Origin of the sequence: Bacteroides sp. 3_1_23, assembly GCF_000162555.1 — a bacterium.
GTDB lineage: Bacteria > Bacteroidota > Bacteroidia > Bacteroidales > Bacteroidaceae > Bacteroides > Bacteroides ovatus.
The window spans coordinates 249,509-273,320 of the sequence record NZ_GG774955.1 but is presented as its reverse complement, the minus strand read 5'-3'; the positions used below and the strand labels follow the sequence as shown (position 1 = coordinate 273,320).

Annotated in this window: 20 protein-coding genes, 1 tRNA gene and 1 riboswitch; of the genes, 5 read left to right on the top strand and 16 right to left on the bottom strand. The window is 45.2% G+C overall.

Annotation, left to right across the window (positions count from 1 at the left end; all coding sequences use genetic code 11):
• Nucleotides 1-58: 58 nt before the first annotated feature.
• Entirely contained in the window at nucleotides 59-268 is a 210-nt protein-coding gene (locus tag HMPREF9010_RS05530; protein WP_005829337.1) for a hypothetical protein, read from the top strand.
• Nucleotides 269-851: 583 nt separating this feature from the next.
• Here the strand turns inward: HMPREF9010_RS05530 and HMPREF9010_RS05535 are convergent.
• The 13 genes from HMPREF9010_RS05535 to HMPREF9010_RS05595 form a co-directional block, all read right to left on the bottom strand.
• Nucleotides 852-1,418 (bottom strand): DUF2284 domain-containing protein, encoded by a 567-nt coding sequence (locus tag HMPREF9010_RS05535; RefSeq protein WP_004289236.1) that lies wholly within the window; start codon nucleotides 1,416-1,418, stop codon nucleotides 852-854.
• Nucleotides 1,415-2,173, bottom strand: a complete 759-nt coding sequence (locus HMPREF9010_RS05540) for an ABC transporter ATP-binding protein (RefSeq protein ID WP_004289235.1) — start codon at nucleotides 2,171-2,173, stop codon at nucleotides 1,415-1,417. Before HMPREF9010_RS05540 ends, HMPREF9010_RS05535 begins: the two co-directional genes overlap by 4 nt.
• Entirely contained in the window at nucleotides 2,170-3,150 is a 981-nt protein-coding gene (locus tag HMPREF9010_RS05545) for a FecCD family ABC transporter permease (RefSeq protein ID WP_004311292.1), read from the bottom strand. The genes HMPREF9010_RS05540 and HMPREF9010_RS05545 overlap by 4 nt, the downstream gene beginning before the upstream one ends.
• Complete coding sequence (locus HMPREF9010_RS05550; protein ID WP_004289233.1) at nucleotides 3,151-4,290, bottom strand: ABC transporter substrate-binding protein; 1,140 nt, start codon at nucleotides 4,288-4,290, stop codon at nucleotides 3,151-3,153.
• An 11-nt stretch (nucleotides 4,291-4,301) separates the two neighbouring features.
• Nucleotides 4,302-6,380: a TonB-dependent receptor plug domain-containing protein gene (locus HMPREF9010_RS05555; protein ID WP_004311295.1), complete on the bottom strand. Its 2,079-nt coding sequence runs from the start codon at nucleotides 6,378-6,380 to the stop codon at nucleotides 4,302-4,304.
• An 18-nt stretch (nucleotides 6,381-6,398) separates the two neighbouring features.
• Nucleotides 6,399-7,499, bottom strand: coding sequence for a YncE family protein (locus HMPREF9010_RS05560; protein ID WP_004293828.1), 1,101 nt, complete (start codon nucleotides 7,497-7,499; stop codon nucleotides 6,399-6,401).
• 28 nt (nucleotides 7,500-7,527) lie between these two features.
• Complete coding sequence (locus tag HMPREF9010_RS05565) at nucleotides 7,528-9,618, bottom strand: lipoprotein (RefSeq protein ID WP_004311297.1); 2,091 nt, start codon at nucleotides 9,616-9,618, stop codon at nucleotides 7,528-7,530.
• Nucleotides 9,619-9,632: 14 nt separating this feature from the next.
• Nucleotides 9,633-11,414 (bottom strand): PKD-like domain-containing protein, encoded by a 1,782-nt coding sequence (locus tag HMPREF9010_RS05570; RefSeq protein ID WP_008650622.1) that lies wholly within the window; start codon nucleotides 11,412-11,414, stop codon nucleotides 9,633-9,635.
• A gap of 64 nt (nucleotides 11,415-11,478) precedes the next feature.
• Nucleotides 11,479-12,396 (bottom strand): DUF4465 domain-containing protein, encoded by a 918-nt coding sequence (locus tag HMPREF9010_RS05575; RefSeq protein WP_004289228.1) that lies wholly within the window; start codon nucleotides 12,394-12,396, stop codon nucleotides 11,479-11,481.
• A 154-nt stretch (nucleotides 12,397-12,550) separates the two neighbouring features.
• A riboswitch (cobalamin riboswitch) is annotated at nucleotides 12,551-12,743 on the bottom strand.
• A 386-nt stretch (nucleotides 12,744-13,129) separates the two neighbouring features.
• Nucleotides 13,130-13,459: a hypothetical protein gene (locus tag HMPREF9010_RS26795; protein WP_004289226.1), complete on the bottom strand. Its 330-nt coding sequence runs from the start codon at nucleotides 13,457-13,459 to the stop codon at nucleotides 13,130-13,132.
• A gap of 46 nt (nucleotides 13,460-13,505) precedes the next feature.
• Nucleotides 13,506-14,399, bottom strand: a complete 894-nt coding sequence (locus HMPREF9010_RS05585) for a phage integrase SAM-like domain-containing protein (protein WP_008650617.1) — start codon at nucleotides 14,397-14,399, stop codon at nucleotides 13,506-13,508.
• 429 nt (nucleotides 14,400-14,828) lie between these two features.
• Nucleotides 14,829-15,905, bottom strand: coding sequence for a site-specific integrase (locus HMPREF9010_RS05590; protein ID WP_032852934.1), 1,077 nt, complete (start codon nucleotides 15,903-15,905; stop codon nucleotides 14,829-14,831).
• Nucleotides 15,906-16,079: 174 nt separating this feature from the next.
• Nucleotides 16,080-16,150, bottom strand: a tRNA-Gln gene (locus HMPREF9010_RS05595).
• 264 nt (nucleotides 16,151-16,414) lie between these two features.
• Between HMPREF9010_RS05595 and rsfS the strand changes: the two genes are divergently transcribed.
• From rsfS to HMPREF9010_RS05610, 3 genes are read left to right on the top strand one after another with little or no spacing between them, the layout of a single operon-like run.
• The gene (rsfS, locus tag HMPREF9010_RS05600; RefSeq protein WP_008650615.1) at nucleotides 16,415-16,774 is read left to right on the top strand and encodes a ribosome silencing factor; all 360 of its coding nucleotides are present in this window, start codon (nucleotides 16,415-16,417) and stop codon (nucleotides 16,772-16,774) included.
• A gap of 9 nt (nucleotides 16,775-16,783) precedes the next feature.
• The gene (ftsH, locus tag HMPREF9010_RS05605; RefSeq protein ID WP_008650613.1) at nucleotides 16,784-18,928 is read left to right on the top strand and encodes an ATP-dependent zinc metalloprotease FtsH; all 2,145 of its coding nucleotides are present in this window, start codon (nucleotides 16,784-16,786) and stop codon (nucleotides 18,926-18,928) included.
• A 16-nt stretch (nucleotides 18,929-18,944) separates the two neighbouring features.
• Complete coding sequence (locus HMPREF9010_RS05610) at nucleotides 18,945-19,793, top strand: phosphatidate cytidylyltransferase (protein ID WP_008650610.1); 849 nt, start codon at nucleotides 18,945-18,947, stop codon at nucleotides 19,791-19,793.
• A 102-nt stretch (nucleotides 19,794-19,895) separates the two neighbouring features.
• Here HMPREF9010_RS05610 and HMPREF9010_RS05615 read toward each other — a convergent pair whose 3' ends face one another.
• The 3 genes from HMPREF9010_RS05615 to surE all read right to left on the bottom strand — a co-directional run bounded on the left by HMPREF9010_RS05615 (nucleotide 19,896) and on the right by surE (nucleotide 22,687).
• Nucleotides 19,896-20,678 carry a NigD-like protein gene (locus HMPREF9010_RS05615; RefSeq protein WP_004301399.1) on the bottom strand — a complete coding sequence of 261 codons (783 nt, stop codon included), beginning with the start codon at nucleotides 20,676-20,678 and terminating at the stop codon, nucleotides 19,896-19,898.
• Nucleotides 20,679-20,770: 92 nt separating this feature from the next.
• Nucleotides 20,771-21,907, bottom strand: a complete 1,137-nt coding sequence (gene lpxB, locus HMPREF9010_RS05620; RefSeq protein ID WP_008650609.1) for a lipid-A-disaccharide synthase — start codon at nucleotides 21,905-21,907, stop codon at nucleotides 20,771-20,773.
• Nucleotides 21,908-21,919: 12 nt separating this feature from the next.
• Nucleotides 21,920-22,687 (bottom strand): 5'/3'-nucleotidase SurE, encoded by a 768-nt coding sequence (gene surE, locus HMPREF9010_RS05625; RefSeq protein ID WP_004305393.1) that lies wholly within the window; start codon nucleotides 22,685-22,687, stop codon nucleotides 21,920-21,922.
• Nucleotides 22,688-23,043: 356 nt separating this feature from the next.
• Between surE and HMPREF9010_RS05630 the strand changes: the two genes are divergently transcribed.
• Entirely contained in the window at nucleotides 23,044-23,808 is a 765-nt protein-coding gene (locus HMPREF9010_RS05630) for a ParA family protein (RefSeq protein ID WP_004301394.1), read from the top strand.
• The last annotated feature ends 4 nt before the right edge of the window (nucleotides 23,809-23,812 follow it).

Below are 23,812 nucleotides of genomic sequence, written 5' to 3'. Positions count from 1 at the left end.
AGAAGAGAACAGGATGAAACCACCTGTCACTTATAGTCATCCAAAGTCAGTTATTGTCATGATACACATGACGGGGGGGACGGAGATGCCGTTCCGTTCGGACGGTTCTTCCTATGCGGAGGCGACATCAGAGGCCCGTAGTGGTGTGGAAAAGCGAGCGGGATTCCGTTTCCTTGTCCACCGTTCCTTTTTAATCCTTATGGGCAGGCGTGAGAGCGCGCATCCGTCCGGATACGGATTCTTAAATTATCGGTCTATGGGAGTGTAAAAGTATTAATCCGTTAATGGAGAATTATGAAGGAAGACCATAAGGTGTACACGGCTACATTCTCCATTTGCAGAAGTGTAGAAGTAGTAATCCATTAATGAAGATAATGCAGAAAAACCATAAACCATATACGGCTCACTGCCGCTCTCCATTTGTAGATGTGTAGAAGTAACAATCCATTAATGGACAATAGGGCATGTAAAGGGCAGATTTCCCGTATATTCGCCTCCTTATTCCCGAATTATGGACGTAAGTCATATGATTATGGAGAGATATCCACCCTTTTATGGGGAGAGCAGCCGGCAAACACCTGATGGAAATGCCTCGTAAATCACAGGAGAATAGCCATACAATGGGCTAATACACAATAATTATTGGATAAATGTGGTCCGCTCCTGCGGACAGCAAGTTGTGTTTTCGTTTAACGAAAACAGGACGGTTTAACGGAGAATACACCGATAAACCGTTACTTATTTCAAGCTCCAGCGTCGCTTTTTACATATCTAATTATAATTCATTTGAAATCACAAAACAGATTGAACCGAATGTGGTTAGTTTGTCTGTTTATTTCATGTCCGAATCATTAGTATGCTATGTTGCAAAGTTCGTATTCATTATGAAAAAATCCGCTTACGAGAACAAGATATTCAGGTAATTTGCCATCCTTTCCCCAAAGAAGTTCGATGTTAAAAAGTTCAGAAAGCGTTTTGGCTATGTCAAATCCGAAGGCTTCGAGTGACGGACGCACTTTTTCCGGGTGTCGGCATGGTGTGCCGCAGTTACGCGTACACTCGTTATCTGAGCAGTGAAGACATTTACCTATATAGGCAAATGAACGCCCTCCATATTTCCGTTCCATATCCAATAATTCGCTCTCGATTCGTATCCGTTCCGGTAAAATGAGTTTTTGTGTATATTCAATCGGAATATCTTTGTCTTCAGGGATTATCTTCGTTGCCATAAGATGTGCATACTTGTATTGTCGGAGAAACGATTCCGTATCAAAATCAAATGGAGGACACCCCCAACTTTTACCGTAATTGGTACATTGTTTGCAAAGTTCAAGAAAATGTGGTTCGTCACGGAATTCGGCGATGTATCCTTCAACAGTGATGTCTGAAGTAAAATTTTCTACAGTGTATATACTCATTGTTTCAAAATCATTGTACCGCATAAGGAGTCGAAACGGATGTTTTCATTTTGGAAAAGTCTGTCAATGTATCCGCTTTTCTGCATTTCAGACGCGGTCAAGCAACTTAAATTCGGGGTATCTAACAATGCTATCGAATCGCACATGGACAACGCGATGTCAAGTTCATGTGTCGAGAACATGATACATTTTTTCTCGTCGTGAACAAGCCTACGAAGCAACGCCACAAGTTCGTAGCGATTAGGCATGTCAAGAAAGGAAGTCGGTTCATCAAGGAGAATGATAGGAGTATCCTGTGCCAATGCACGAGCAATCATCACACGCTGGCATTCGCCATCCGACATTTTATCCATCGTGCGGTTTGCATAAGCCTCCATTCCCACCGAAATGAGCGATTGCATGACTATCTCCTTATCTGTTTCTTGCATCCTACCTATCCAGTTGGTATAAGGAGCACGGCCTATGGCTACGACATCCTTGCACCGCAGGTTGGCGATGCGCGTGCGCTCGGTCGTGACGACAGCCAGCGTTTTTGCCATATCTTCGGTTTTCATGCAGGCGATGTCGTGCCCGTCGAGAATGATTTTTCCGGAATAACACCGGTTCAGACCGGCTATGGCGCGGAGCAACGTCGATTTTCCTGTCCCGTTTCTTCCGATAAGGGCTGTCAGTTGACCTTTTTTTATCGTGGCATTTACCTCGTGGAGCAACGAGTTTTCTTTGTAACCTATGGAAAAATGCTGTAATTCTATCATGCGGTGATGGATTTGTTGCGTAAAACCACCCATACGACGATTGGGATTCCCAATAGAGCTGTAATGGCGTTGATCGGCAAGGTGAATATTTTAGAAATGATGTCGCAAAGAAGCAATATCGATGCTCCCGAAAGAATTGTTCCGGGCAGAAGGACATGATGATCGCTATTTTGGAAAAGCATTCTTGTGACATGAGGCATAGCGAGACCTATGAAACCTATCGGACCGCAAAAAGCGGTTATCGTTCCGGCGAGCAGCGTTGTCGAGAGAAACAACAGGCTGCGTGAACGCCGAATATTCAGTCCCATTGTTACGGCATATTCCTCTCCGAACAGCAGGAGGTTAAGCGGTTTGATGGTCAGTACAGCCAACAGCAGTCCGGCAAACACCGATGGAACAAGAATCAGAAGTTGTCCGGAGGTGACGTCACCCAAAGCCCCCATCGTCCAAATGACAAAGGCTTTCAGCGATTCCTCTTTGCTGAGGTACTGCAATATCTGCACGACAGCACCTACGCCCGATGAGAACATCATGCCCAGAATCAGGATTACCATGATGTCTTTTATTCGCTGTCCGACGGCAGTTATCACGAGCAACACGACAGCCGCACCCACCCACGCTGCTCCGGCAATGCCTATTGATGAACCGATCCCGGCAAGTACCACAAGTGCCACACCGAGACTTGCACCGGAACTGATGCCAAGGACATAGGGACCGGCAAGAGGATTACGGAAGAGGGTCTGCATCTGAAGACCGCTGACCGATAAGGCAGCCCCGGCCAACAGTGCCACTATAGCTTTTATGAGGCGTATGTTGAGTACGATTTTTTCCGTGGCACGGGAACAATTTCCCCCGGTCAGTGCTGCCCATACATCGCGGATCGGAATGTTGACAGCTCCCACGGCCAAGTCCAGTAAAAAAAGACCGACCGTGAGCGTAATCAATATGGAGAATAATATAGTCGAACGGGAACGCATCTATTTCAGTTGCTTGTAATACACACACTCTTCCTGCACCAGTTCAGGATGGAATATCTTCACGAGGTCGCGGAGCACGATGTCAGGATTCACGACGGCAGACTCGTAATAGTCGTTACCCCCGGCTGTGTTGGTACGGGCGTTGTTGTTATACACCTCTCCATTTTTGAAACATCGGGTATCGGTGAATTTCGGACATGATGCCTTCAAGTCGTCAAGGGAGTTCGCCATTCCCACGTTCAACCACATGTCCGCATCCGACGCGAGCAGATATGCTTCTTCTAAGTCAATGGGGATAGAAGCGTTTCCCGTGTTCTTCTGGTAGATATAGCGGCCTCCCGCATCAGTAATCAAGCGGGCTACATAACTTTGGGTTGAAGGCATGAACCACGAGTCGCCATAGGGAACATTAAGCATAACCGAAGGAGTGCCGAGGGTACTGTCGGCCACTTTCTTTTTCAAGGCGTTGTATCTGACCGGGATTGCGGCAAAGGCTTTTTCACCCTTCTCACGTTTTCCTGTGACTTCTGAAAGCACTACCATCCATTCGGCCTTGCCGAGAGGCGACTCTTCAAGATAATCGCCGACATACATGAACGGTATGTCGAGTTCTTCGAGTTTGCTTTCCATTGCGCTTGCGCCGTTCACCCCATAGAGCAGAACGAGGTCGGGATCGAGCGAGAGCAGCAACTCGTAGTTGATGTTCCCTTCATAGCCGACATCGCCAATACTGTCGCGGCGGGCTTGGATGTCTGGGTTGGAAATGTAGTCGATTCCCGAAACGCCGGTTATACACCGGACTTCACCGATTGCGTCAAGCATGGCGATATGAGTGGAAGACATCGCCACGATACGTTTGGCGTCTCCTTTGAGTACCTGTCCTGCAAACCCTTCGGGAACCTCTTCACCGTTGCGGACGATAAACAGCCATGTGGTTACACTGTCCGCTCCCTGCCAGGGATTCCTGACGGTTATCAGTACGCTTTCCTTCCCGCCCGCCCCTTTGATGTCGAAGCCGGAGGCATATTCGGGAGCATAAAGCAGCAGGTTGAAATCATTGATTTTTGAGCTTTTGTTGTGGCAGCCTGTAAATGCCAGAGAAAGCAACAAAATCAGGCTTAAATTCTTTAATGCGTTCATATTGATGCAGATTATCGTTTACTATTTTTGTTTTTTCCGAACTTGGGTGTTATGCCGATGAATATCTCGAAATTGATGCCCGGCATGGGACGGGACAATACGGAAAGGTATTCTTCATCGAACAGGTTGTTGATGCTGCCCTTTAGCGACAGATCGGCCCATCGGAAAGAGAGCTGTTTTTCCAGTGTCACGTTATTCATGAAGTAAGGGGGCAGATAGCCCGTCAGGGTATAGTCATTACTCGACATGGTATAACGCTGGCTGTAATAACACCATTTGTAAAGCAGGCTCCATGTCCGCCATGACAGACGTCCGGTCACCGTTGCGGAAAACTCCGGCACGTATGGCAACTGTTTGCCGACGGATTGGTCTGCCGGACTCATCGGTTCGCTCTCGTTGATCGAGGGAGTCCACGAGAAAGTTCCGTTCATATCCAGTTTCCAGTCCTTTCCGAGCATTATATCAAGGTGGGCGTTGGTCTCTGCCCCGTAAGCATGTACCTTTTTGAGGTTTCTGGGGGAGAAGAATCCCTTGGTTGTGGGTAGCCAGATGATCCAGTCGTCGATGTGCGAATCGAACCAGTTGATACCACCGCTCAAAGCATATACATTTTCTTTCCCCACCGAGAACGACAACCCCACGTCGTATGTGAAGCCGTGCTCGCTTTTCAGGTCGGGATTACCGCCCGGCAGAAAATAGAGGTCGTTCAGCGTGGGAAAACGGTAGTTCCGGGAGATGGATGCTTTCGCCACGATATTGCCTTTTTTCGACAGTACCCCGTCGATGAAGAAAGCCGGGATAACCGGGGCCCATTCCGTACCGAACATATCCTCGCGAAGGACAAGCGAGGCGGCAAAACGATCGACAGGCCGCCATTTCGCAGAAACGGAACCGGAAAACTCGACACGTCCCTTGTCATACCCGACAACAGCCTTGTTACCTTCCTGCGAGATGATATTTTTGTCCGCGCTTTCCACCAAATGCTGGTGTACGGAAACACCGGCCGTGAACAGCCATTTCTCTGAAGGAGCATAATCCCCGTCCGCACTTCCGTAGAACGTGTTAATCTTACTGCGTGAGCGGGTCATCGAAGCCATTTCGCCGTTTCCCTTGTCCCGCTTGTAATCATAGGCCATCCATGTGTGTATATAGCCGCCTTTTACACCGACCTTCCATTTCTCCCGCACGCGATCCCACGAGAGGACGCCGCGAAACGTCTGCTCCCTTTGGCGGTTCTCGAAGTCCATGTCGTTCCCGTAATCCGTGCTGAGCATCGCCAGTTCCCGGTTGGAATTGATATACCAGGCGTTTAGCCCGAACTTGTCGCCTTCGCCCGTGTTATAATAAATTTCCTGCAAGACGTGCAGATCCTTATAAGCCCCGCTGCGGTTGCGTTCCGTCGGGTAATAGGAACCGATGATGTTCTTGTCCTCGTCATAGATGTTTTCCTTCTTGTCCCGGTTTCGGTATTTGTAGTCGTTGGGGGAAGAGGAATACACCACACGGGTGGAGGACTGCCAGTGTTTGTCACCGTAGGTCAGGCGGAGAAACTCGTCGAACGTGCTGAACGACCCCACTCCCTGCACGTACTGCAACCCGAACCCTTCATGGTTGGCCGGAGAAGTGGAGAGCCTGACCAGACCACCCAAGCCGCCGCCCGTTTCGTTTACCGATGACGTTCCGTGCAGCAGCGAGGCATCATCGATAAAGTAAGAAGGGATGGTGGAAAAATCCGTCATGCCCAGCATCGGGTTGTTAATGCGCATACCATTCCACGTCACTTGGGTATGCGAGGGAGAGGTACCCCGGAAAGCCACGGTGGATAACGTGGCGCGTCCGTAGTTCTTGACAAAAACGGATGAGTTGAATGTCAGCACATCGGCCATAGACAAGGCGATGTTCTCTTTCATGGCGATGGAATCGAAACGGGTTCGTTGCACGCCTATATCCTTCATAGGTCGTTTGCCCACCACCGTAACCTCCGGAATACGTAGTACCCTTTTGGTAATGCTGACGGAATTTTTCTGCTGGGCGGCAAGCAGAAAGGGCAGGCTTACCCCCACGAACAATAGAATAAGATGTCTTTTCATTTTTGTCCTCCTTCCTCGTTATTTCCAGCAGAAAGCTCCCGGAATGATTCCCACGTAAAATTCATCGATCAGCTTGCCTTGCGGCGAATAGCGATACACGATACCTTGTTGCTGGTAATCAATAGCGTCGGCCACATATACCTCCCCGTTGTTGGGATTGACCGTAAGGCCGTAGTATTTGGTGTCCCGAAACTCCAGAAAAGGCCGGACGGGAACACGGTCGGCTTCCACCGGCATTCGCCAAATATCGTTGTTGATCCAGTAAAGTGTATCCCGTGTACCGTTGAGCTGGACTTCCGAAGGCCAGTCGCCCAGCTTAAACTTGAACTGTTTCTCTACGGTGAAAGTCTCGGCGTCTATACGATAGAGAGACGGTGCCTCGTAACCGTATGGGCTGCCCTCGTAACCGCCATCCGTGATGGTCCACATCTTGTTGTATTTGTCCATGACCAGCGAAGTAGGTTGTATGCCGATGGTCAGTTCGTCCACGACCTTGTCCGTCTCCGTGTCGATTTTCAGGATGCGGTTCTGGTACGACCAGCAGTTCACATAGACGTACTTGCCGTATTGTACCATTTGTTCGGTGGAACCCGATTCCATGTCCATGTCTGGACATTCGATATAGCCGGTAATCTCGTATGTCTTGGGGTTGATGATGAAGATACGGTAGTCCCATATCTGCGTCACATAGGCTTTCTCATCCGACAGAAAATGGATATACCGGGGTGAGGTGAAACCTGTGATACGGCCCACTTCCTTGAAAGTATTGATGTCGATGGCGAAAATCACATGCGAGTTGTTCACCACGATCCAGCCTATACCGTCCCGGATAACCATAGACTGGGCCACATCGCCCAACTTGAACCCGTTGGCACGGTAAAACACTTCATTCTCCACTTCGCACGTGGCGGGATCGTAGTAGGAAAGCGTGGCATTGCTGTACTGGAAATTCCCCTCGTTGGTAATGAAAAGACCAGAGGCCGATACAGAGAAATCTTCCATCTCTCCGTAATCCCATTTCATGCAACTGCCGAAAACTGGCAGGCAGAAAAGAAAAAGGCAAATCCGTTGTATTGTTCTGCTCATTGTCATTCGGATAAAAAAGAGTACCCGAATCATTACGGGTACTCTGGTTAAGGTATAAGGTTTAATCCTGCTGCGTATATTGTTTGTCCTTCATATTTTGGAAGGTTGGGTTATACCCACATTTCGTCACGCTCCAACTTTCCCCCGTAATCATTCCGTTTTCTATAAACTTGCCGAAGAAAGTGTAGTCGGTAAATTTCGTCAAACCGTCAAAAACAACCCCATGCAAGGTCTCCAACTTCTCCATGGAAAGTGTTTCCTGAGAAAGAGAAGTCGCACTTTTTATCTGTAGCGTACCATCTATAGTCTGTAATTTATCACAAGTAATGCCTGTTGCTTTATTAACGAACAACCCTTCACCTCCTACGTGAAGCAATTCCGGAATATCCAGCGATTTACTTTGTAAAGATATTGCTAACGAACCCTCTCCCTCTTTATAATATACAGGAGAAGCTGAACAACAAACTTTGGATAGTAAGGGCAAGTTACAACTGGTAAAATTTCCAGATAAATAGAACTGTCCTCCCACTTCTTTCAAGACTGGCATTGTGATTGAAGCAAACATGGGTATTTGGATATATCCATATCCATCTATGATTTCCAAGTCGGGAAATTTGGCATTGCTTCGCATTTGGCCTGTCACATTTAGATTTCCATATACATGTTGAATTGTCGATATGGTATAATCGGTATTGTTGGTGGTTGGCTTACAAGTGAAGTCTTTGATATTCTTGAACGTGATTTCAGGGAACTTATTATTCGTGAGACTGGTGATGACAAAATTTACATTTGACAAATCTTCGGCTGTTTCAATTTTGGAGAGCTGCACCTTGTTTATAATTTCAATCTGGGGCGCTGTTTCTCCGAAGGTTTCAAATCGGGCGTTCGGCAACAGCAGTGTTCCGCTCACATCTTCAAGATAATCCAGCGTGATGCTTCCAAGTGTGGTGATCTTGCTCCAGTCGGGAAGTTGTTTGAGTGCCGTGAAATTCTTTATCTTTATCTGTCCCTTTATCGTTGTCAGTTTGTCCATTCCACCGAAAGCCTGAAGCACGTCATTTCGTTGGGGAACAAAACTACCGGTAGGAGGAGCTTCCATATTGGCTTCCATAATAATACTTCCGTTTACTGTTTCGATTTCCGGAAGGTTGATGGTTTCCAACATCACGGGGACGGTATGGAAATCAAGGCCACCGGTCTCTTTCAGCTTAAGGAAGCTCATGGAAGTCAGCTTGGCAAGATTGTTTACGGACAAGACCCCTCCGACACTTGTCAGTTCCGGTATTTCCAAAGACGCAATCGAACCGGCTGCTGTGTTCTCTTCATTGAGTCCTTGAAGATTCAGATCCTGACCTACAGTAGTCAGAACCGGAAACTCAAAACTCTGTAACGACGACGCATTGAACATCACGCTTCCTTCAATAGTTGCCAGTTTCTCGAATAGGACATACGTCACTTGGTCGTTATATACCGATATGTCTCCGGAGAGCGTTTCCAATGCTTTCATGGAAATCATGTGAAGTTCCGTAGCTTTCGAGGCGACATCGGTCGAACCTACCTGTAAACCTCCGGCAGAAACGATATTATCCAACCCTGTCAAGTCTGCACCGTTGTAACTGTTACGAATGACAATGTTGCCAGTAACCTCTTTCAAAGATGCCAATGCAGATATGTCAGTGATTTTTTCTGCCTCTTCCGCATCAGAGCCGATAATCAGGTTCCCTTTGACAACGGTTGTTTTGGTTGCGGCAAAAGAAGCTACCTCCTCGGTGGTCTTCAACTCCACATCTCCGTCAGATTCTATCTCGCTTTTCACGACCTTATAGGTATATTCGCGGGCATCTCCGTTATAGGATGTCACCCGGAAGGTTCGTTCGTTATCCCAGTCCGTTACCGTTTCAGGATCAGGTATGATTGTTGCAGAAGTTGTGTACTTGAATTCCACTTCGGCGTTGTTCAGCGATACCGTATAGGGAACGGTTATTGTTACTGTATTGTCCGTAATGTCGGCCGTGTACGATTTCCCGTCCACGGTCATCACGACCGATGTGATGAAATTTTCATCTGCATCTTCAGGTATAATTTCATCGTTTTTGTCACACGCTCCCAAAAAGAACAAGGATAGGAGCATGGGAAGAAAATAAATTTTCATACTTGTAATTTTTATTATTTGGTTAGATCCTCAAAAGAAAATACCTCCGTAGAAACTTCGCCCAGCCAGCCGCTTTTGGCCAGAACACCGCATTGTATTTTGATAAAGTCAATATATTGCAGATTGGCTTCCGTTCCATCGGCATGGATGGCATTGGAAATTTTGAAACCGTTCCTTTGTCCGCTTCCATCCACCGTACTGCCGCCTTCTATCTGGTCGTTTCCGAAATTATCCACGTACCCCCAGTCATAACTCTGATTATCCCAATAACCGGTTTGAGAATCTTGGGTGTTGCGGGCGGCCAGACAAGTGCCTGTCAGGGTATAACTGTTTTCCGAAATCCAAGCCGGATAATAATAGTCTTGTGTATGATAAGCGGACAGATAGTCTACCCAGCCGTTTCTACCGTCGGAACTGATCCATTGGACATCCATTTTTTTGCCTTCCGGACGGTAATAGGTCACTTCAAAATTCTGTATTGTTTCTTCCTTGCCTGCTTCAGATCCTTTCAGTTCGTACCACTCGTCATCCGGCAATCCGTTTCCGTTTATATCTTGCATGACCCATACGATACCCGGTTCGGAACTGCCGTCAAAGGCGTTCCCCTGAACACAGAAATCATATTGGTTACCCGAATTGGGAATACTGTGGTCGAAGCCGACGATGATATAACCCCCGAAAGAACCTAAAGAGACGTGCAGTTTGTCTTTCAAACGCTGTGTTGCCCATGCGACAGCCGCTTCAGGGGATGTTTCGTTGCCGGTCATACCGCCTATCGTGCTCGTCTCGTTGATAAATTGGCCGGGAGCTGGGGTATATTCATAGACTTTATTCCAGAGCTTGGAACTTCCCGAAGCCCGGAAGCCGTCTTGTTCCTTTTTGTCCACACAAACGACTTTTACGGTGGCAGTGACAGCCGTTTTCCCTTTGTCGATATTCTTGCTTATTTTTTCCGTCGGTGTGTCTTCCGACACAGTACAGGAGACGGTGTATTCTCCGGGTGCGGACGGCGTGAACTTGAACATGCGTTCCACTTCTCCTTCCATGACCTGACCGTCCACACTCCACTCAAAACGGGGATTGTCGAAATACTCCAACAACGGACGCAGGAAAACAGGACGGTCGGCAAAAGTGTACCTGTCCGTGGATGTTTGCAGGTAAGACGGGGTCGGGAATTTGACAACGTAGGGCATCGTTTCCACGACCTCTACGCTTACGTCTTTCGTTGTTGTCCCATCTATATTGGAAGCGTTGATTGTCACCGTATAAACACCGAGTTCTTTTTCATTGAAAGTATAAGTATTCTCGGTGGAAACGATTTTTCCTTCCCGTACCCATTCGATTTTGAACCCTTCGACATCCGAATGCTGAATATCGGGAGTAAATGTGTAATCGGTATTCCGGACGACTTTTAGCCCCTGCGAAGGTAGTGCCAGTGAGATGACCGGAGGGGTGAGTTCTTTCACTTCTACTTTCAGTTCCTCTTCGGCATAGCCTTCCGCATTGTCTACTCTTAGTTTGACATAAAAATCCCCGCATTCATTCCATGTACGTTGAAGAGACGGACCCGAAGAAACCAGCGTACCGTCTATCGTCCAAGCAAAAAGAGCATCTTCAACATTCTGGTATGTCGGGGCGATAGTCAATTCGTGATCGACCTTGACCGTGTAAATACCGGTCTCGCTGTCAAGTTCTATTATAGGTTGTCCTCCTACTTCTTCGGTAATGACTTCATCCTTGTTGCAGGAGGTGAACAGCATACAGGCAGAAATAATAAAATAGTGAAAACGATGCATGATGTGTGGATTTTAGAAAAATAACAGGGATACCCCCGACAGAAGGGATATCCTTGTATTCTTTTTATTGTATGGTGATATCATCAATACAGATATAAGCCGGAGTATTCAAACCGTATGCTCCCGAATCCGAACCCTCGAAGTTGAATTTCACACTTTGCACCCCTTCGGCATTGATTTCCCAATAATCCCATGTCGTGATAGGATCAACCTGTTGTTGGCCGTTACGATAATCGGCTAAAAGACGTTTGTAAGTGCGGATCAGACCGCCATTCGCATCATAACATTCCAGATTCACTTGGAAATACCCTTTCATCTCTTTCAGAGGAGTCGCTACCCCCGTAGAACCGAACTGATTACCATAAGTAATGACACCATAAGTGTATGAGGTGTTGCAGATCCACAGGCCGACCAATTTCCGGGGAACATTGAAATAAAATTCTGGTTTAGCCATCCATGCCTGATTGTAAGCATCCACATATCCGTAAACGACACCGAAATTGGAACCGCTGTGCCCGGCTTCCTTATTCTGTCCTTCCGCTTCCACCGCAGTGTTATAGACAGAACATTGGTTTAGATAAGAATACCACCAGTCTCCGGTATTTCCCGACTGATTGGAGCGGATGTTCCAGTTGGAAAGTGCGATGCCGCCGCTGGAATACTCTGTGCTTCCACCTACAGTATTAAACATTGAAAGGAAGAGATATTCTTCCGGAGTATTGTCGTAAATGGTGGTTACTTGAGGATACCCTTGGTACGAATAAAGATTTTCTCCGGCCGAGGTAGGTCCTGCTAACATGCCGGGATCGAAATCATCGAAAGTGATAGTTAAAGTACCGTCCGAATTTGTCACAGCACGGGTTTGCGAAGTTCCGGAATCAACCGGGTCCATCAAAAAGTCATCGTCCGAGCTACAGCCAGAGAACAAGGCGGTTGCGGTAAATAGACAGGCACCTGCCAGAAAGCGTAATTTTCTTTTCATAGGTCACTCATTTTAATGTAAAACATATTATTAACAAACACAAAAAATTCCCGTTCGTGCGGACTTACACGAACGGGAATATGTCTGTCTTCAAATATTGAATGGCCGATGAGCTATTCCTTATTTGATTACGACCCGTATATCCCGCAGGTGTAAATCTCATTCCGGTCATGGCAGGTCTTCTGACTCGTCCCGGTCATCGTGCCTTCCCGGTATTACACCAGTGGCAAAAGTTCGATGTCCGTTTTTGTGGACTCACAGCAGCGGGTACTGTCCCGGATTTTCACCGGGTTCCCTTTTCATTCGGAAGGCGTAAACCTCCCGAAACCATTTCCCGACTGCAAAATTATCTATATTACATATCAATTCCAAATAATTCATAATATTTATAATAAAACACACAAAGCATGACAACCGTACTGTTTTAATTAGAGCATTCAAGTTTACGACAAACGAAGACGGTAATTATCATACACAATATCCATAAACCAACAAAACAGCTTGCCATTTTCCATAACAATGCGTTCTGGAATAGATAACTGTTAGCTGCAATTATGCAAGCAAAAAAAGCAGACAGAATAATGACTATTAATATCATGCACCAGAAATTAATCCTATAAATTTATGGAAAACAAGTAAGGGAATGGAAGTTCCGTTGCCGCATGGATGCAGGTGAAGGACCTTCTCTTTTAACGTTGGATACGCCAATGCACGCCAACGGAAGACTCTGATATTATCTGTTTGGAAAGGATATAGGATGTGCGTTACTTTGTCGCATATTCAGAATCTTAAAAAGAATTTTAGTATGGAACTGACAATTATTGAAACAAGCGCGTATTAGGAGTTGAGAAAGCTGGTCAGCACGCTGGTCGTACAGATGGGCGACTTCCAGAAAAAGATTGCCCCGCCTGCGCCGGACAAGTGAATGGATGCGCAGGACGTATGTGATGGACTTATGCCCAAACACTTTCTGAAGAGTTTCCAGCAGCATCCCCTTGAGTATGGCCAGAACGGCAAATGCGTGGCGTCCGATGTGCGGGGTGACCTCGCCCCGGAGTTGCATTTCCTGCCTATGATTCCAAGACTGAGCCGCATGGCATTGTATTCACCTACCGGAAAGACACATTCGGGGAGTCTTTCTTTTCATCCGTACCCCTATATTTTTCAATCAGTTCGATAGCAATGGGCAATAATTTTACGACATACGCCACTCCCGTTTTTATACGGTTGCCCATCAGCCATGTACCGCCGTCGGAGTCGGTATGGATATTATCGTATGTTATGGCTTTCAAGTCCACATAGAAAAGACCGGTGAAGCACATGAACAGGAACATGTCGCGCATGGCACGCTGGCGTTTGTATCTCGGTTCTATATGGATTATCCTTTGCAGTTCCTCTTCGGAAAGGAAAGAACGCCTCTTGTATTCGGGCATACACTCGAATGATGCGAACGGATGAACCCGTATCCAGCCTTTTTCCTGCGCGATATACATCAGCCACTTCAAGGTATTGACACGCCCGAAGACAGTGGAGTTTGCCAAAGCGCATGTACCGAGCATCCAGTTGTAGTAATCCTCGATGAATGATTTCTCAAGTTCTTCGATGACAATATCCTCTGCATTCTTCTTGCTTTTCATGAAAAGCAGGAGACTCTTGTAATCGGCAACCAGACCGCAGTAGGTGCTTTCGGCTTTCTCTATGCCGATTTTCTTTTTATACGGTTCCAGCTGTTCCCTGAAAAGGTTCATAAGGGTGTGGCATTCCTCTGAGAAGCCGACATAGCGGTTATAGACTTTCTTGGCTGTAACAAAACTGTCGTGGTCGCAGATGTACTGGTAGTGCCTGGTGATTTGCGCCTTGATATTGTCAAGCTCCTGATTGAGTGTACGGGCCTCCTCGGACTTGCCTTTGGCCCGGTTGGTTTTGACGTCCCACAAAGCGAGGGACACTTCTTTCTTACAACTGAAACCGGCTTGGGTTCCATTGATGGTGATACGGCCCATAATCGGTGTCTTTCCGTTTTTTACAGACTGTTTATTCTCAAAACACTTAGCTATACATGGTCTGCGATAAGCTAAGAGAGATTCCCCTTACACAAAAGCATGGCATCTCCTTGTCGTATCTCGCCTTTATACTTTTATGTATAGTAGTCTACCGGATCGAATGAACAAGACCTATCCCATACATAAACCAATTTAGACTGCTATGTTATTTTTGAGGAAGAAGATGGAATGAGACCAGATACCCTCTTTAAGGCTGACTGTAAGTCGATTAAATGTAGAAAAAGATTGCTTTTGTCACAAGTAAAGTGTATATTTGCATTGAAAGAATCGTTCTTTGACAGAGGCAAAAGAAAACAGAATATTGTAATTCGCTCGTTTCTAAATCGTTACCTGATATTAATTAAACAGAAATAACTGTTTAATTTTCAATTAGATAGAGATTGTATGATGTTTCGCGAGGTGGAAGGTAATATTTTTCTCTACTCCCGCTTCCTTGGCCACTTTTTTCAGGTATCGGTTTGCCACCTGGTTGGGCGGTACCGGGAATACATGATTAGTCCGTTTTCCTTTGTGGTATGCTTCATACCTCTTTAATATACAGACAGCAGGTTGCAATAAAGGCAGCATGGCGTGTATGTCCGTTTTCTGACGATAGTAGTTCAGCCACAAGCTTTTGTCGATACCGACATTTATATTTTCATTCGTCAGGTTACTGATGTCGACAAATGACAGTCCGGTGTAGACAGCAAATACAAACACGTCCCTCACGATGGAGAGGTTGACGGGCAAAGGGACTTCCTCGATGCTCTTCAGTTCCTTTTCGGACAGGAATCCTCTTTCTACTTTCGTTTTCTTGGCGTTGAGCAGGCAGACAGGGTTCCGGCTTATCCATTCGTTTTGCAGGGCGACATTCATCACCTTTTTGAAACGCTGGATATGCTTCAATGCACCATTGACAGCGCATACGGTCTCCCCTTCCCTCTTATAGCCTTGCAGATAGGCGTAAAACTCATAAACGAAAGCTTTGTCAATGGCGGTCAAATCATAGTCAGAGACATGGTATTTGATACGTATAAAGTTGAGCAGGTGTTTCTTCGTTACGTGATAGCCGACAAATGTACTGGCACGGAGATTTTTCTTCTCCATGATTTCATGGTAATCAAACAGTGTGCTGATGGTAGAGAACTCATTATCCTGTGTCTGAAACATGAGTTTGAAGTTCTCAATGTTGAGAGGGTAGTTTTTCTGTCTGATTTTGGTAACGGTATCTTCGATCGTGATTTTCAAATCTTCGATATACCGGTTGGCTTCTTTGTCATTGGCGGTCTTACCAAGTGACTTTTGCGCAACTGCCGACCATGATTCAGACCGTAGGTATAGTTTCGTGGGAATTTCGTATCTTTGTCCCGAAATCGTAACCCGACATGAAAGAGGTGACAGTTTTTCATTCGTTCTTCCTTTCCTTATCCAGAAAAGAACATTGAAAGTTTGCTTTTTTTGGCTCATCATTGCTTTTTTTTTGAGAACCGCTCAAAAAAATATCAAAAAAGAGCATTCGTGTCACCGAATTAGCCACCGAATTAGCGTCAACTTTTTTCGGATGGTATTTGTCAAAGCACAAAAAAACCCGCTAAAATTGCATTTTTAGCGGGTTTTTGTCAGTAAAAAGCTGGTGTTTTGTTGGGCTACCTGGATTCGAACCAGGAATGACAGGACCAGAATCTGTAGTGTTACCATTACACCATAGCCCAATGATTTTCGTTTGCGGGTGCAAAGATACAAATATTTTGGGAATTCAAAACAAATCCGATATTTTTTTTGCAAAAATGTCCAAATAAGCTTTCCAAACAAAAGTATCTCCACTAAAAAACACAAAAATTGAGGGATAACTTTCTTGTATCCAATAAATCAGCGTATATTTGTCAAAAATATCACGTTTATTATCAGAAACAAAGGGTCACCTTTTTTTGTTATAAACAAATAGAGAACATGAATTATTAATCCCAATTACAGGAATGAACGATACTAAAGTATTAATTGAAAAAATAAAAGAAGGAATTCAAGAGAAAAAAGGTAAAAAGATAATCGTTGCCGATTTAACCAGCATAGAAGATACCATCTGTAAATATTTCGTTATCTGTCAGGGAAATTCTCCCAGTCAAGTGAGTGCCATTGTAGATTCAATCAAGGAATTTACACGCAAAGGTGCGGATAGCAAACCTTATGCAATCGATGGACTCCGGAATGCTGAATGGGTGGCAATGGACTATGCCGATGTACTGGTACACATCTTTTTACCGGAGACAAGAGATTTTTATAATCTTGAACACCTTTGGGCAGATGCCAAACTTACTCAAATCCCCGATTTAGACTAATTAATGATTATGGACAATAATAATAGCAATAATAACAATAGCAATAAACCTAACAATAAGGTTAATATGCCTAAGTTCAACCTGAACTGGATGTATATGATTATTGCCCTTATGCTTCTCGGCCTCTGGTGGGGCAGTGATTCAAAGGGAGCTGGAAGCAAAGCTGTAACTTACAGTGAGTTTCAGGACTACGTAAAAAAGGGCTATGTAAGCAAAGTATTGGGTTATGAAGATAAGTCAATAGAAGCTTTTCTTAAACCGACTGCTGTAGGGGCTGTTTTTGGAGCGGACTCTACCAAAGTGGGACGTAACCCTATCATTACAAGTAGAACGCCATCTACCGATAAACTGGAAGAGTTTTTGCAGGCAGAAAAGGAAGCCGGTCATTTTGACGGTTCTTCCGACTATCCGCCCAAATCGGATATTTTTCCCGCAATCCTGATCCAGATACTCCCGCTTGTCTTGCTTGTAGCGTTATGGATCTTCTTCATGCGCCGTATGAGCGGAGGTGGCAGTGGTGGCCCCGGCGGTGTATTTAACGTAGGAAAATCAAAAGCCCAGCTTTTTGAAAAAGGTGGAGCCATCAAGATTACATTTAAGGATGTAGCGGGTTTGGCAGAAGCGAAACAAGAGGTAGAGGAAATTGTAGAGTTCTTGAAGGAACCGCAGAAATATACGGATTTGGGAGGTAAGATACCCAAAGGAGCATTGCTGGTAGGCCCTCCGGGAACCGGTAAAACTTTGCTTGCCAAAGCTGTGGCGGGTGAAGCTAATGTTCCTTTCTTCTCACTGGCAGGTTCTGACTTCGTGGAAATGTTTGTGGGTGTAGGTGCATCCCGTGTTCGCGACTTGTTTAAACAGGCCAAAGAGAAAGCTCCTTGTATCGTCTTTATTGATGAGATTGATGCCGTAGGACGTGCTCGTGGCAAAAATCCTGCAATGGGAGGAAATGACGAACGCGAAAACACCTTGAACCAGTTATTGACAGAGATGGACGGTTTCGGTTCCAACAGCGGTGTAATTATCCTTGCTGCTACTAACCGTGTAGACGTACTTGATAAAGCATTGCTCCGTGCAGGACGTTTTGACCGTCAGATACATGTGGATCTGCCCGACTTGAATGAACGTAAAGAAGTATTTGGTGTGCATTTGCGCCCGATCAAAATAGACGATAGTGTTGATGTAGACTTGCTGGCTCGCCAAACTCCGGGATTCTCGGGTGCGGATATCGCCAATGTCTGCAATGAAGCTGCATTGATCGCTGCCCGCCACGGAAAGAAATTTGTAGGCAAGCAAGACTTTCTGGATGCGGTAGACCGCATCATCGGTGGTCTGGAAAAGAAAACCAAGATTACTACGGAAGCTGAAAGACGTTCCATCGCTTTGCATGAAGCAGGACACGCCTCTATCTCCTGGTTATTGGAATATGCCAATCCGTTGATTAAGGTAACTATCGTTCCCCGCGGACGTGCATTAGGAGCTGCCTGGTATCTGCCGGAAGAACGTCAGATTACTACTAAGGAGCAAATGTTGGATGAAATGTGTGCTACTTTAGGAGGACGCGCCGCTGAAGATTTATTCCTCGGCCGCATTTCAACTGGTGCCATGAACGACTTGGAAAGAGTGACTAAACAGGCATACGGTATGATTGCTTATTTAGGTATGAGCGACAAGCTGCCGAATTTATGTTATTACAACAACGATGAATATTCTTTCAACCGTCCATACAGCGAAAAGACAGCCGAACTAATTGACGAAGAAGTCAAGAGAATGGTGAACGAGCAGTATGACCGCGCCAAGAGAATTCTGTCAGAGCACAAAGAAGGTCACAACGAACTGACGCAATTACTGATTGACAAAGAGGTAATCTTTGCGGAAGACGTTGAACGTATCTTCGGCAAACGCCCCTGGGCTTCGCGTTCGGAAGAAATCATGGCTGCTAAAGAAAGCCTGGATGCCGCAAGAGCTGAAAGGGAACTTGCCCAAAAGTTAAAAGAAGAAAAAGAAATCAAAGAAGAAGCTGAAAATACTGCAGAGGAGCAAGCCCCCATTGACACCAAAGTTGCCGCAGCAGGTAACAAGGTTACAGTGGAAGGCAAAGTTACCGTAGAGGGTAAGTCCAATGGAGAAGAACAAGCTAACGGGTCCAACTAATTAAAACGAATAGATTTTGATTAACAATTTCATAAAACGAGCTATTACGGGTGTACTCTTCGTTGCCATCTTGGTAGGGTGCATCCTTTATGACGCATTCAGTTTTGGCATTCTGTTCACCGTTATCAGTGCACTGACTATTTATGAGTTTGCACAGTTGGTAAATATGCGCGCAGAAGGAGTCAAGATAAACAAGACCATTAATATGCTCGGCGGGGCTTATTTATTCCTCGCAATCATGGGATTCTGCATTGATGCAGCCGATTCGAAAATATTCATCCCGTATGTGCTTTTATTGCTTTACATGATGATTAGCGAGTTGTATCTGAAAAAGGAGAACCCGGTACTTAACTGGGCTTATTCGATGCTTAGCCAACTTTATATCGGTCTGCCTTTTGCTTTGCTGAATGTATTGGCTTTCCATAATGATCCGGCATCGGAATTCAGTAGCATAAGCTATAATCCGATTCTACCGTTATCCATCTTTATTTTCCTTTGGCTGAATGATACGGGTGCTTATTGCATCGGGTCACTGATAGGCAAACACCGACTCTTTGAACGCATCTCTCCCAAGAAATCATGGGAAGGTTCTATCGGCGGCGGAGTTGTAGCAATCGGAGTGTCTTTTATACTTGCTCACTACTTCCCATTTATGTCAATGATGGAATGGGCAGGACTGGCATTAGCTGTGGTTATATTCGGTACATGGGGCGACCTGACGGAGTCATTGCTAAAACGCCAATTGCACGTAAAGGATTCGGGAAATATTCTTCCGGGACATGGAGGGATGCTCGATCGGTTTGATAGTTCTTTGATGGCCATACCGGCAGCAGTCGTTTACCTATATGCATTAACGTGGTCCTAACAGGAGTTTTTCTCATCGATTAGAATTGCACACAATACAAAAGGTCGGGAACTTCGATAGAAGTATCCCGACCTTTTTCACACACAGTAAATCATAGTTAGGTTATCGGATCGAAGAAGTGGAGTGTACATCCTTCGCAGCTTCCGGCACACCTACCGGATGTTCCAGATCAAGAACGATCACTCTTCCTTCTCCATGTTCTCTTGAATTTATAGTCACTTTAAAACCTTTCATTGTTGATTCGGCATCTTTTTCCGTTGGGAAGAACTTTTCCAGATTATAAGAAACTCGTCCCCATCCCCAATAGTCAGTCACATCCTCATACGTATTATAACGCAGTTCCAAATGTACGTAACCATCTTCAGCTACATTCAATGTTCCCGGTTCTGATGGTTCTCCCGTTTCTATCTTATTTTGCACAAGGCTGATACGATGTTTCTCCGAGCGAGGCAGCTCCTGACGGAAAATAACATTCAGGAATTTTCCTCCCAACCACATGTCACCCTGATAAATCAGGATAGGATCATTGCCGAATTCCACCGCTTCTTCCTCTGTGGTCATATCTTCCACTTCCTTTGTCAACAATTCCTGTACACCTTCCATTTTCACCTGAACTCCTTTTCCTCCTTCCATGTCATACAAAGGATTGAAAAAGGCCACTACACGTTCACCGTCTACCGGTTTAAACCAAGGTATGGAAGTAGCAACCGGATCAATCAATCCCCAACGATCACCTTCCAAATAATAACCTCCTCCACCGGTTGCCCGAACGGTCGCCCAATCCCAACTGAAATCTCCGATAGAATAACCATCATCATCACATGATTGCAACATTGGCACTAATGCCAATAACAACATTCCTAAAAGCCACTTAAATTTTTTCATATCTTTTTCCTTTCTTTTTTAGTCTTCTGCTTAATAAATAAAAAAGCCGTGCAATTACTGCATCGGCTTTACGTTTATTCAGAAAAAGAAAGTTATTTTTTCAACAAGCGCAGCATTTCACGAGCTGCATGACGGGGAGCACCGGCAGGTCCCAACCGTTCCGCCACATATTCATATCCCAAAAGCATTTCATTTCTATATGCTTCATTTTCAATGATATTTTTCAATTCATTTTGCATATTCTTCACGGTCATCGTATCCGCCACCAACTCTTTTACCACTTCACGGTCGGCAATCAGATTAACCAACGAAATAAATTTCACGGTCAAGATATGACGCCGCAAGAAGGAAACCACTTTCCCTATCGGAGTGTAATAACAAACGACTTGGGGAACACGGAACAATGCCGTCTCAAGAGTAGCCGTGCCTGAAGTGACCAAAGCCACATCTGCGTGCTGCAACAAACGATAGGTTTGATCGAAAATGATTTTCACTTTCGCTTCTCCTACATATTTTTTATAATAGTCGGGAGCAATGGCAGGAGCACCCGCCAGAACAAGCTGATAATCGGAAAAAGCAGAAGCAGCCTTCAACATATCCGGCAGATTATCTTTGATTTCCTGTTTCCGGCTACCTGCAAGAAGAGCTATTACCGGTTTATCTTCCAGTTGATTCTCCGCAATAAACTGATCCTTATTTTTCGGATGAGCTTTCTGATAAGCCACCACCTCATCCACGGTAGGATTACCAACATAGTGGATGGGGTATTGATGCTTTCCTTCGAAGAACTCTACTTCAAAAGGAAGAATGGAGAAAAGTTCGTCTACATCTCGTTTTATATTCTTGATACGATACTCCTTCCACGCCCATATCTTCGGAGAAATATAATAATAAACCGGAATCTGTGTCTTTGCATGAACAAACTTGGCTATATCCAGATTGAATCCCGGATAGTCCACCAGAATAACAACATCCGGTTGCCAGGAAACAATATCTCCTTTACAACGCTTCATATTTGCAAAGATAGTGCGCAGATGGAGCAACACGGAAATAAAACCCATGTATGCCAGTTCTTTATAATGCTTCACCATCGTTCCTCCGACGGCAGCCATCAAATCACCTCCGAAAAACCGGAAATCAGCCTGCGGATCTTCTGCCTTTAAGGCAGCCATCAGATGAGAAGCGTGCAAGTCGCCGGAAGCTTCGCCGACAATCAGATAATACTTCATGATAGTTGATAGTTAACTAAACCATTTGTTAAGTTCATCCATAAAGTGATAAGCTGTCACATCAACCGTGGTCGGAGTGATAGCAACATAGCCATTTGCCAAAGCCCAATGATCGTTCCTCTCATTTTCAAGTTCGTGATCGGTAAATTCACCGGTCAACCAGAAATAATTCGGATCGTTCAGACGGGGACAGGCAGCCCATTCGTTCGTCCAACGACCTTTTGCCTGTTCACAGATTTTGATTCCTTTGATATCGGTCGTATCCGGGAAGTTTACGTTCAGACAGGTTAAAGGAGGAAGTCCTTTTTCCAGTACCATGGCGGCAATACTGCGAATATAAGGTCCGGTAGCTTCAAAATCGGCATCGGGTGCATGATTGCACAAAGAGAAGCCTATAGAAGGGATTCCATTCAAACAGCCTTCGAATACCACTCCCATTGTGCCGGAATAATGCACGTTAGTGGCAGAGTTGTCTCCATGATTGATACCGCCGACTACCAAGTCCGGTGTCCGGTCGAGCACTGTGTTCCGTGCCAATTTGATACAATCGGTCGGTGTTCCCGAACATTTATAAACAGTTAAACCTACTTCTTTCTTTACTAACTGGTAATGAACAGGCTGCGTCACCGTCAGCGCACAACCACTGCCCGAGCGCGGAGCATCAGGTGCCATTACCACAATATCTCCCAAAGGGCGAAGAAACTTCACCAGTTCATTAATCCCTTTAGCCATCACGCCATCGTCATTTGAAACAAGTATCAACGGCTTTTCATTTTCCATATCTTCAATCCTTTCCTTTTTTATATTCGCACAAAAGTAACAAAAAGAAGCCGTACCGCCAAACACCTCCCTACATCAGATCGAAAAGTCTCTTTCCGCCCCACTCCTACCCGTTTACAAATCTTAATCTTCTGCAAGCGAGCAAAAAAAGAAATAGATATCCAATATAAATATGTATATTTGCAAGCTCGTTAAAGAGAAAAGAAGATGATGAACCTGTTGAAGTTTTGTAACCGTTTCGTCCGACAGTTATTAACAAAACAGGCGACTTATCAACAGAAATTGCAAAGTTTCTCTTTTTTCGTAGGCGCTCTAAGGATTTATCACTTATTTCGCTGCCAATAAATTTAGAGAATATGGGAAAAATTATTGCTTTGGCCAATCAAAAAGGCGGTGTAGGAAAGACAACGACTACGATTAATCTCGCAGCTTCACTTGCTACACTGGAAAAAAAGGTACTCGTAGTAGATGCCGACCCGCAAGCTAATGCCTCTTCCGGCTTGGGAGTAGACATCAAGCAGTCGGAATGCACTATCTATGAATGTATTATTGACAGAGCCAACGTACAGGACGCTATCCTTGATACGGAGATTGATTCTTTGAAAGTAATCTCTTCGCACATCAATCTCGTAGGAGCAGAGATTGAAATGCTGAACCTCCCAAACCGAGAAAAGATACTAAAAGAAGTACTCACGCCTTTGAAGAAAGAATATGACTATATTCTGATAGACTGTTCTCCTTCATTAGGACTAATCACGATCAACGCCCTAACGGCAGCCGACTCCGTGATTATCCCCGTTCAAGCTGAATATTTTGCTCTTGAAGGTATTAGCAAATTGTTGAATACCATCAAAATCATCAAGTCGAAACTGAATCCGGCTTTAGAAATCGAAGGTTTCTTACTGACAATGTATGACTCTCGTCTGCGTCAGGCTAATCAGATTTACGATGAAGTGAAACGTCATTTCCAGGAACTGGTATTCAACACCGTTATTCAACGAAATGTGAAATTGAGCGAGGCTCCCAGCTACGGTGTCCCGACCATCCTTTACGATGCGGAATCTACCGGCGCCAAAAATCACCTGGCCCTTGCTAAAGAGATTATCAACCGAAATAAATAAAAGA

Coding starts and splice junctions, on each gene's coding strand:
- HMPREF9010_RS05530 (WP_005829337.1), top strand. CDS start 59: ATGATACACATGACGGGGGGGACGGAGATGCCGTTCCGTTCGGACGGT.
- HMPREF9010_RS05535 (WP_004289236.1), bottom strand. CDS start 1,418: ATGAGTATATACACTGTAGAAAATTTTACTTCAGACATCACTGTTGAA.
- HMPREF9010_RS05540 (WP_004289235.1), bottom strand. CDS start 2,173: ATGATAGAATTACAGCATTTTTCCATAGGTTACAAAGAAAACTCGTTG.
- HMPREF9010_RS05545 (WP_004311292.1), bottom strand. CDS start 3,150: ATGCGTTCCCGTTCGACTATATTATTCTCCATATTGATTACGCTCACG.
- HMPREF9010_RS05550 (WP_004289233.1), bottom strand. CDS start 4,290: ATGAACGCATTAAAGAATTTAAGCCTGATTTTGTTGCTTTCTCTGGCA.
- HMPREF9010_RS05555 (WP_004311295.1), bottom strand. CDS start 6,380: ATGAAAAGACATCTTATTCTATTGTTCGTGGGGGTAAGCCTGCCCTTT.
- HMPREF9010_RS05560 (WP_004293828.1), bottom strand. CDS start 7,499: ATGATTCGGGTACTCTTTTTTATCCGAATGACAATGAGCAGAACAATA.
- HMPREF9010_RS05565 (WP_004311297.1), bottom strand. CDS start 9,618: ATGAAAATTTATTTTCTTCCCATGCTCCTATCCTTGTTCTTTTTGGGA.
- HMPREF9010_RS05570 (WP_008650622.1), bottom strand. CDS start 11,414: ATGCATCGTTTTCACTATTTTATTATTTCTGCCTGTATGCTGTTCACC.
- HMPREF9010_RS05575 (WP_004289228.1), bottom strand. CDS start 12,396: ATGAAAAGAAAATTACGCTTTCTGGCAGGTGCCTGTCTATTTACCGCA.
- HMPREF9010_RS26795 (WP_004289226.1), bottom strand. CDS start 13,459: ATGCAACTCCGGGGCGAGGTCACCCCGCACATCGGACGCCACGCATTT.
- HMPREF9010_RS05585 (WP_008650617.1), bottom strand. CDS start 14,399: ATGGGCCGTATCACCATCAATGGAACCCAAGCCGGTTTCAGTTGTAAG.
- HMPREF9010_RS05590 (WP_032852934.1), bottom strand. CDS start 15,905: ATGAGCCAAAAAAAGCAAACTTTCAATGTTCTTTTCTGGATAAGGAAA.
- rsfS (WP_008650615.1), top strand. CDS start 16,415: ATGAACGATACTAAAGTATTAATTGAAAAAATAAAAGAAGGAATTCAA.
- ftsH (WP_008650613.1), top strand. CDS start 16,784: ATGGACAATAATAATAGCAATAATAACAATAGCAATAAACCTAACAAT.
- HMPREF9010_RS05615 (WP_004301399.1), bottom strand. CDS start 20,678: ATGAAAAAATTTAAGTGGCTTTTAGGAATGTTGTTATTGGCATTAGTG.
- lpxB (WP_008650609.1), bottom strand. CDS start 21,907: ATGAAGTATTATCTGATTGTCGGCGAAGCTTCCGGCGACTTGCACGCT.
- surE (WP_004305393.1), bottom strand. CDS start 22,687: ATGGAAAATGAAAAGCCGTTGATACTTGTTTCAAATGACGATGGCGTG.
- HMPREF9010_RS05630 (WP_004301394.1), top strand. CDS start 23,044: ATGGGAAAAATTATTGCTTTGGCCAATCAAAAAGGCGGTGTAGGAAAG.